At 34.0% G+C, this 8,369-nt stretch carries 7 protein-coding genes and 2 pseudogenes; 2 read left to right on the top strand and 7 right to left on the bottom strand.

Going from position 1 to position 8,369, the window contains the following annotated elements; all coding sequences use genetic code 11:
• Together BM077_RS13400 and BM077_RS13405 are read left to right on the top strand one after the other, a co-directional pair.
• Positions 1–302 (top strand): annotated as a pseudogene (locus BM077_RS13400) (transposase); the annotation flags it as partial.
• Between the two features lie 119 nt (positions 303–421).
• Entirely contained in the window at positions 422–2,191 is a 1,770-nt protein-coding gene (locus tag BM077_RS13405) for an Rqc2 family fibronectin-binding protein (RefSeq protein ID WP_089751183.1), read from the top strand.
• 69 nt (positions 2,192–2,260) lie between these two features.
• On the opposite strand, the gene BM077_RS13410 is transcribed toward BM077_RS13405, so the two are convergent.
• From BM077_RS13410 to BM077_RS13440, 7 genes and pseudogenes are all read right to left on the bottom strand, one after another.
• Positions 2,261–2,794 carry a 2-oxoacid:acceptor oxidoreductase family protein gene (locus BM077_RS13410; protein ID WP_089751185.1) on the bottom strand — a complete coding sequence of 178 codons (534 nt, stop codon included), beginning with the start codon at positions 2,792–2,794 and terminating at the stop codon, positions 2,261–2,263.
• Positions 2,794–3,612, bottom strand: coding sequence for a 2-oxoacid:ferredoxin oxidoreductase subunit beta (locus tag BM077_RS13415; RefSeq protein ID WP_089751187.1), 819 nt, complete (start codon positions 3,610–3,612; stop codon positions 2,794–2,796). The genes BM077_RS13410 and BM077_RS13415 overlap by 1 nt, the downstream gene beginning before the upstream one ends.
• Positions 3,596–4,747: pseudogene (locus BM077_RS14245) on the bottom strand (2-oxoacid:acceptor oxidoreductase subunit alpha). Before BM077_RS14245 ends, BM077_RS13415 begins: the two are co-directional and overlap by 17 nt.
• Positions 4,740–4,958 (bottom strand): 4Fe-4S dicluster domain-containing protein, encoded by a 219-nt coding sequence (locus BM077_RS13425; RefSeq protein ID WP_089751190.1) that lies wholly within the window; start codon positions 4,956–4,958, stop codon positions 4,740–4,742. The pseudogene BM077_RS14245 and the gene BM077_RS13425 overlap by 8 nt, the downstream one beginning before the upstream one ends.
• Positions 4,959–4,979: 21 nt before the next feature.
• The gene (locus BM077_RS13430; RefSeq protein WP_090003572.1) at positions 4,980–5,402 is read right to left on the bottom strand and encodes a PaaI family thioesterase; all 423 of its coding nucleotides are present in this window, start codon (positions 5,400–5,402) and stop codon (positions 4,980–4,982) included.
• A gap of 131 nt (positions 5,403–5,533) precedes the next feature.
• A complete protein-coding gene (locus BM077_RS13435; RefSeq protein ID WP_089751193.1) occupies positions 5,534–6,427 on the bottom strand; it encodes a GNAT family N-acetyltransferase in 894 nt (297 codons plus the stop codon).
• A 222-nt stretch (positions 6,428–6,649) separates the two neighbouring features.
• Entirely contained in the window at positions 6,650–8,059 is a 1,410-nt protein-coding gene (locus BM077_RS13440) for an HD domain-containing phosphohydrolase (RefSeq protein WP_089751195.1), read from the bottom strand.
• Positions 8,060–8,369: the final 310 nt, after the last annotated feature.

Raw genomic sequence — 8,369 nt, forward strand, 5'->3', positions numbered from 1 at the left:
TTAATTTAGAAAATATCAGAGTCAGATCTTTAAATAGTATTAGAACTATGGATTTGATTTTAACTATTTTAATCGGCTTTATAGCAATATTTTCAGAAAAAAGAAAAACTACTAAGTTAAGCTTATGGATTTCTAAATTATCTAAAAGAATTTATGAAATACCTAAATTTGATTATTATGCAATAACAGATGGTATTTTTACTATTTTGAAGAAAACAAGAAAAGGAATCCAAAGCTTTATAGATAAAAATCTCAAATTTAAAGCATCACAACAGCTCAATCTGCCAAACTTACTATTATGATAAGGTTTAAAGGTAATTGCTATTTTGATTTTGGGGAAACTCTATAAAATAATATATTTGCAATTATTTTTTATAAATGTTACCATTATAGGTAAGCTTAATTATGTGAGGTGAAGATTATGGCGTTAGACGGATTAGTTTTAAATGCAATTAAGTATGAATTAGAAGAAAGATTGATTGGTGGTCGTTTAGATAAGATTTATCAACCTGAGGATGAACTCTTAACTCTACGTTTTAGGCAACCAGGAGAAAATATTGAGTTACTCCTTTCGGCTCATCCCCAAGATCCAAGGGTGCATATTACCGAAGAAGATAGAGAAAATCCTTTACGCCCACCAACCTTTTGTATGTTACTTCGTAAACATTTAGAACATGGTCGACTAAGAAAGATAGAACAACCTGAATTTGAAAGAATTATTAAATTTTATATAGATTCCAAAAATAATGATGGCGAAATTGAGACAAAAATTTTATTAATTGAAATTATGGGAAGACATAGTAATATTATACTCCTACAAGAGGATGGTCAGATTCTAGATAGTATTAAACGCGTTACTTCTAATATGAGCCGCCATCGAGAGATCCTCCCAGGGAAAGAGTATCAACAACCACCTAAACAAGATAAGATTAATCCATTAATCATTACAAAAGAAGAATTCTTACAACGAATTACTGATAATATAGATAAAAGTTCTTATCGAGCAATTATGGAGAATGTAAGAGGAGTCAGTCCTTTAGTCGCTAAGGAGTTAGCCTATCGTGCCGGTATAGGACGAGAGGAAAAGATTAGAAAAATAAATAGCCTTGCTTTAGATGAATTATGGACTGAATTTCAAAAAGTGATTAAGTTAATTGAAGACAATAAATTCTATCCTAATTTAGTATTTGATAAAGATGGTAATCTAAAAGAATACTCTGTAATTGATTTAACCCAATTTACTAATCTTAAAAAGAAAGAGTTTGCTAGCACTAACCAATTATTAGATTATTACTTTACAACTCAGATTAAGAGTAGAAAATTAAATAGTCTTAAAGGTTCTTTAACTAAGATTACTTCGGATAATATCGAAAAAGCTATGAGAAAGTACCGGCGGGTCAAAGGGCAATTAAAAGGAGCGCGCAATGCAGAAAAGTATAGGATTAAAGGTGAATTAATTAAAGCTAATATTCATCAAATAGAACCTGGTCAGGATAAGTTAAAGACTATTAATTATTATTCCGAAGACCAAGAAGAGATTACTATTCAATTAGACCAAGATTTATCCCCAGTAGAGAATTCACAAAAATACTTTCAAAAATATAATAAAGCAAAACGAAGTGTTGACTATCTAGAGAATGAATTAAGGAAAGCGAAGAATGAGATTAATTACTTAAAACAAGTCGAAGTTTCTATGAACCAAGCCGAAGATATGACTGACTTAGAAGAGATCAAAGAAGAATTAGCTGATGAAGGATATATTAAAAAACAAAAGTCCAACAAAGATAAACGACGTAATCAAAAGAAGAAATCAGAACCACTTAAATTCAAGTCTTCGAATGGTTTTGATATTAGAGTTGGGCGTAATAACCGTCAGAATGATAAATTAACTAAGTATGTAGCCAATAATCATGACCTCTGGCTTCATGTTAAAGATTTACCTGGTTCTCATGTTATTATTAGAAATCATACTCGAGATGAAATACCAGGAGACACTATTAAAGAAGCTGCTCACTTAGCTGCTTACTATAGTAAAGGTAAAGAATCTTCTAATGTCCCGGTAGACTATACCCTAGTTAAGAATGTTAATAAACCAAAAGGTGCCAAGCCAGGTATGGTCTATTATGAAGAACAGCAGACTCTTTTTGTTACACCAGATGAAGAGTTGATTGAAGAGTTAGCACAAAATTAACCAGTTTTGAAGTAGCCCGAAGCTATTAATTGATAGCTTCGGGCTTATTTAGTATTCCACCCTCATTCATTAATTCACTATCTTACCACCTAACTTTAAAGCCTTTAAATTTATTTCTTCTGTGCCTGCAGGAACTCTGTTAGGAATTACTTGCTCTAATGCAGTTAATGAAATTAGGTCAGTTACCGCAGCTAAAGCACCTAGAGCAAGGATATTTGCTACCTTCTTAGTCCCTAACTCTTCTTTCGCTTTAGCTATTAATGACAGCCTATAGACCTTAACTTTCTTTTCTTTACTAACTTTAATACTATCATCAACAATTAAAGTACCACCGTTCTCCAAATCACCAATATATTTATCATATGATTCTTGATTTAAAGCTACTAATACATCTAAATCTATAACTTTAGGATAATTAACCCTCTTTTGACTAATAATTACTTCCGACTTGCTAGCACCACCCCTAGCTTCGGGACCATAGGCTTGAGTCTGCACGGCATTAGTTTCATCATAAATTGCACTAGCTTCTGCTAAAATGATTCCACTTAAGATTACACCTTGACCTCCGGCCCCACTGATGCGGATATCAATTCTATCTGCCATTAGTTATCGCCACCTTTCTGGGCTTTTTCGATAACCTGCTCGTAATTAGCGGTATATTCTGGGCGATTATTATGATGTAATTCACCTACTAGGATCTTATTCTTAACCTCTTTCTCACTCGCTTTAGCCGCTCTCTCAATAGTAATTGTATTCTCTTTCTGCCACTGCATCATCTCTACAGCCGATTTAAAACCATTCTTCCTACCAAAATTAGTAGGACACTGACTAACAGCATCGATAAATGAAAATCCATTATGTTCAATTCCTCGTTTAATAAATCTAGTTAACTTCTTAATATGATAAGCTGTGCCTCGGGCAACATAAGTAGCTCCTGCCCCTTGCACTAATTCACAAGGATCAAAGTTCGGCTCAATATTCCCATATGGTGCTGTCGTAGCCTTTGCCTTTTGGGGAGTTAATGGTGAATACTGACCGCTTGTCATTCCGTAAATGCTGTTATTGAACATAATCGTCGTTATATTTATATTTCTCCTCGCCGCATGGATTAGATGATTGCCGCCGATAGCAGTGCAGTCTCCATCACCAGTAATTACAATTACATCAAGCTCTGGTTCAGAAAATTTAATTCCGGTCGCAAAAGCTAATGCCCGACCATGAGTAGTGTGAAGAGTATCGAAGTTTAGATAACCTGTAGCCCGAGAAGAACAACCAATACCGGAAACAATAACAGTTTTATCATGGTCTAAGTCTAGCTTATTCATTGCCCTTACTAAAGCCCCCATTACAATCCCATGTCCGCAGCCTGAACACCAAATATGAGGAAACTTATCAGTTCTAAAACTATCTAAAATCTCCATTACTCTCACTCCCCTCTTTAATAGCCTCTATGATAGTAGCTGGCTTAATTAACTCACCATCAATACGGTTAATACCTACTACCTGTTCTTCCAGATTCGATAATCTTTCTACCTCTCCAATTAATTGTCCTAGATTTAACTCTGGCACTATTATCTTATCTACCTGATTTACTAGCTCTTTAATCTCCTCTTGAGCAAAAGGCCAGATAGTCTTTAATTGTAAAAGCCCAACTTTAATTCCCTCTTCTCTTGCTGCCTTAACTGCTGTTAATGCTGACCTCGTTACTGAACCATAAGCCACTACTGCTATTTCAGCATCTTCTAACTCCCAGCTTTCATACTCTACTATCTCATCTCGATTACCTTCTATCTTTTGGTGCAGCCTTCGCCCAAGTCTATCGGCATCCTCTGCTTTACCATGAGGAAACCCAGTCTCATCATGAAATAGACCAGTAACATGATATCTATAACCATCGCCAAAACTAGCCATTGGCGGTACTAAATCTTCATCTGCTGCAAAAGGTTCATAATCTTGTGGTGCAACTGACGGTTTCTTACGGTCTTTAGTTTCTATCTCTTCAACCGCGGGAATTCTTACTTTCTCTCGCATATGTCCTACAATCTCATCTAATAATAGAATAACCGGTGTCCTATATTTTTCAGCTAAATTAAAAGCTTTAACCGTTAGCTCTAAAGATTATTGTACCGAAGACGGTGCCAAAGCAATAATTGCATGGTCTCCGTGAGTACCCCATTTAGCTTGCATCACATCTCCTTGGCTCGGTGATGTTGGTAGACCAGTACTAGGCCCCACCCGTTGTACATCTACTACTACTATTGGAACTTCTCCCATAATTGCAAAACCTAAGTTCTCCTGTTTCAATGAAAAACCCGGTCCACTAGTAGCAGTTAAAGCCTTCTTTCCTGTCAGCGAAGCACCAATAGCCGCAGCAATACTCGAAATTTCATCCTCCATTTGAATAAACTTACCACCATTTTGTGGTAAACGTTCAGCCAAGCCTTCCATAATCTCTGAAGAAGGAGTAATCGGATAACCAGCAAAGAACTGAATTCCTGCTAACATAGCTCCTTCAACACAAGCCTCATTCCCTTGTAAGAATTTAAAATTATCCATTGTGACCCTCCTTTTCTAGAAGAAAGATACTATACTCTGGACACCGTAACTCACATAACTTACAATCGATACAATCCTCAAGCGCTACTACCTTAACCTTACCTTCTTCATCCCATCCTAAAACATCCTTAGGACAGAATTCAATACAGATTCCACACCCTTTACACCAATTCCTCTTCACCTCAATACCTACTTTATTAGTACCAGCCATCTTTCTTAGCCTCCTTTTGAATTAATCCGTTAAAAGTGGACCTTGGGCCATAAATGTTCCTTTGGCTCTAGCAATTATTTTTTTAGTTCTCTCTTTATATAATTGTGCTTCAGTAAAGATAAGATTTTTACCGTTTTTAATCACCTCACCTTCAGCAATAATAGTATCTAATAATTCTCCAGCAGCTAAATAATCAATATTAAAGTTAACAGTTACTGCTTTGCGATTAGTAGTTCTAATTGCCACTCCCATTACCATATCAGCTAAAGAGGCAATTGCACCTCCATGCAAACTCTTATAAGGGTTAGTTAACTCAGATTTAACAACAAACTTAGCTTTTGCTAGCCCTTCTTCTAAATCTACGGTCTCTATGTTCAATAAATCATAATATGGCGTATTCATATTATCTTCTAGAATAAACTCTTCTAATTCTTTATTAATCACATTACTCCTCCCTTCTTTAATTATTTATAATTTTCTAACAAATATATTATTAAAATAGACCAAGCAGATTAACTATGCTTGTACCTTGATTAACAAAGGCCCCTAGAATTTATCTAGAGGCCTCTTTAATCTTAATTATCAAATTCCATCTCCATCTCTAATCGTGGATGACTTTTTTCTATCTCCCAAAAGTTTTCCATTTCTTCTTCTATCTCTTGCCAGAAATCTTCATCAATATAAGTTATTAATTCTACAGTATTAAAATCCTTAACAAGTTGAGTACCATATTTAAGTAAAGCCGTAATTAATTCTTTATTCTCCTCTTCATCTTTGGGAACTGAAACGAAGAATTGACGATTATCACAAAAGATAATCCCTTCCCCAGCATCAACCTTAACTTTTTGAATTAATGGCTTTTTATAATCCAATACTTCTTCTTTAGCTAGTTTGAAAGCACGCTTCCATACAAAATCAACTGCAAAATGACAACCAACTACCATTTCAAATGCTTTAAGGTCCGCAAAATTTTCTATCTCTTCAATTACTTGACCTTGTACCTCGGGGATTTCTTCTTTTATGTTAAATTTAATACTCTCATTATTCTTCATCTCTTTTAAGCCTAACTTCTTATAGAGCCCTTTAGATTTATCGAAATCAGGCCAAACTGAATAGCCACGATAGCCTTTTTTCTTAATCATAATCATCGAATAACGAACTAATTCTGTTCCAAACTTACGTCTTCTTAAATCATCATTAATCTGTAATTTAACTAAAAAGGCTAATTCATTCTTATCTTCAGGTAAAACTACCTCCGCATGACCAATAACTTCTTCACCTAAGACTGCTACATAAGTAGTTCCATTAGCTTCTTCAATTAATTCATAATGAATTCTAGCTAATTCTTCTGTTTCCCAATATTCATTCTTAGGTAATCCCTCATATAGTTCTACAATTTTAGGTATTTCCTCTTCAACAGCTTCTTTTAATAATACCTTTCCTTCATTTGTATATACAAATTGTTCCATACCATAACCACCTCTCTACTTTAAAGTAAAAAGTCATAAGTGTAAACACCTATGACTAAAATAGAACAATCTATTACCACTTAAAGTCAGCAAGTTCTTTAATAGTAGTTCTAGATAAATTAAATTTCTCCTTTATTTAAAGAAAAATAGTCCCATTCCCATACTTATTATATCCATTTTAACCCAAAAGATACAACTTTAATCCAAAAAATATATTTTTTATTAATGCTCTTCCCCTACTCTTGCGAATTCATCCTTACATCTTAAGAAGGCATCCACAACATTTGGATCAAAATGTTCATTTTCCCCTTCCTTGATTCGCTCAACTGCTTCTTGATGTGACAATGCATCTTTATAGCATCTCTTGGAACAAATTACATCATAAACATCACATAAAGCAAAAATTCTTGCTTCCAAAGGAATCTCTTCACCTTCTAATCCTTCTAAATAACCTGTCCCATCATACTTTTCATGATGATAAGCACAGATATTCTTAGCCATTGATAGAAAAGATTGTTTAAGGTTAAATTTGCTAATAATGTTTTCCAATAACTCTTTACCTATCTTAACATGGCCTTTTATCTGATCATATTCTATTTCATTTAAGTTCGAGTCTTTTAATAAGATTGAATCACGAATTCCCACTTTTCCTATATCATGTAAGAGTGCAGCTTCAAAAATATCTTCTACAAATTCATCATCAATTACATCAGAATATTTATCATTCTTCCCCAGTTGTTTTGCTAATATTACAGCATAATTTCTAGTCCGTTCTAAATGAGCTCCCGTTTCTGGGTCTCTACCTTCTGTTAATCTAACTAAGGAAAAGATAATTGCCTTTTGAGCATCAATCAATTCAATAAATTTCTGCACGGTTTTATAGCTAATAAACAAAATTAAACTGATAATGACAATATAAGATATAATAGAAAGTAACCTTATTCTATCTAAAGCTTCTATTAAAGAAGGATGATGATGTTTAGTTCCTATTATCCAATTAATCGCCGCCAAAGGTTGGGTTTTTATATAATGAATTGCTTGCTTTTCATCACCCTTGTGTAACTGACCATCAAGAACTTCTTTTCCAAACGTTCCATGTTCCTTTTCACTATTATGGTTATTAGCACTTGAGCTATGACCATCAGAATCTGAATGTTCAATATTCACTACATTATAATCAATACTTTTAACTTTAATATCACCTTTAGGGGCTAATGATAATAGTTTATTATTCTCAGTGTAGATAAACATATCTTGTGATAGCAAATCTAAGATTCTGGAAAGATATAAACTCAAAACTAACACACCTTTTTTAGTTCCTTGCGAATTAAATAAAGGCACTGCTAATTTAATTATATACAGTTTCCTCATTTCACCTTGATTAATTTGTGGAAGCGACTTAACTTGAGAAACATAAACTCCATACTTATCAAGTTGCATAGCTTTTATAAAATATTTTTTATCTTTTACATTAATTAAGCTATCTCCCTGTACAGCCTGAGCATCTTTATTATTCTTGTTGACTACTTTTATTTGCTCTTGGCCTGCATCATCAATCATAGTAATCTCATAGTAATCCTTATAACAATATTTATTATAACTCCCTCTTTGAATTAAAATTATCTCACTCATACTCGCTTATTCTTAGTTTTTCATTTTTTTTGACTTTAAAAGACTAGAACAGAATGTAATAAATTATAATATTTGGAATTAGGTTGGCAAACGAACTAATAAAACATGTTATTTTCTAAAAAATACCAGTATGGTCGCTTTGGATCTCCACTAGACCATGGCGGTTTTACCTCCCATATCTCCCAGGGTCTATGCCCCTACATTCCTTCGTCCTACCTCTCCATGGGTGGAGGCTGGATCTGCTCCTCAACCGGGTCTTAAATTGTTTTAAGCCCTAATGGATAATATATCTTCCAGCTCATCCAGTCTT

Source organism: Candidatus Frackibacter sp. WG13 (genome assembly GCF_900114655.1).
Taxonomy (GTDB): Bacteria; Bacillota; Halanaerobiia; order Halobacteroidales; family Acetohalobiaceae; genus Frackibacter.

Excerpts from the sequence above, each read along its gene's own strand:
- BM077_RS13405 (WP_089751183.1), top strand. The coding sequence starts at position 422 with ATGGCGTTAGACGGATTAGTTTTAAATGCAATTAAGTATGAATTAGAA.
- BM077_RS13410 (WP_089751185.1), bottom strand. The coding sequence starts at position 2,794 with ATGGCAGATAGAATTGATATCCGCATCAGTGGGGCCGGAGGTCAAGGT.
- BM077_RS13415 (WP_089751187.1), bottom strand. The coding sequence starts at position 3,612 with ATGGAGATTTTAGATAGTTTTAGAACTGATAAGTTTCCTCATATTTGG.
- BM077_RS13425 (WP_089751190.1), bottom strand. The coding sequence starts at position 4,958 with ATGGCTGGTACTAATAAAGTAGGTATTGAGGTGAAGAGGAATTGGTGT.
- BM077_RS13435 (WP_089751193.1), bottom strand. The coding sequence starts at position 6,427 with ATGGAACAATTTGTATATACAAATGAAGGAAAGGTATTATTAAAAGAA.
- BM077_RS13440 (WP_089751195.1), bottom strand. The coding sequence starts at position 8,059 with ATGAGTGAGATAATTTTAATTCAAAGAGGGAGTTATAATAAATATTGT.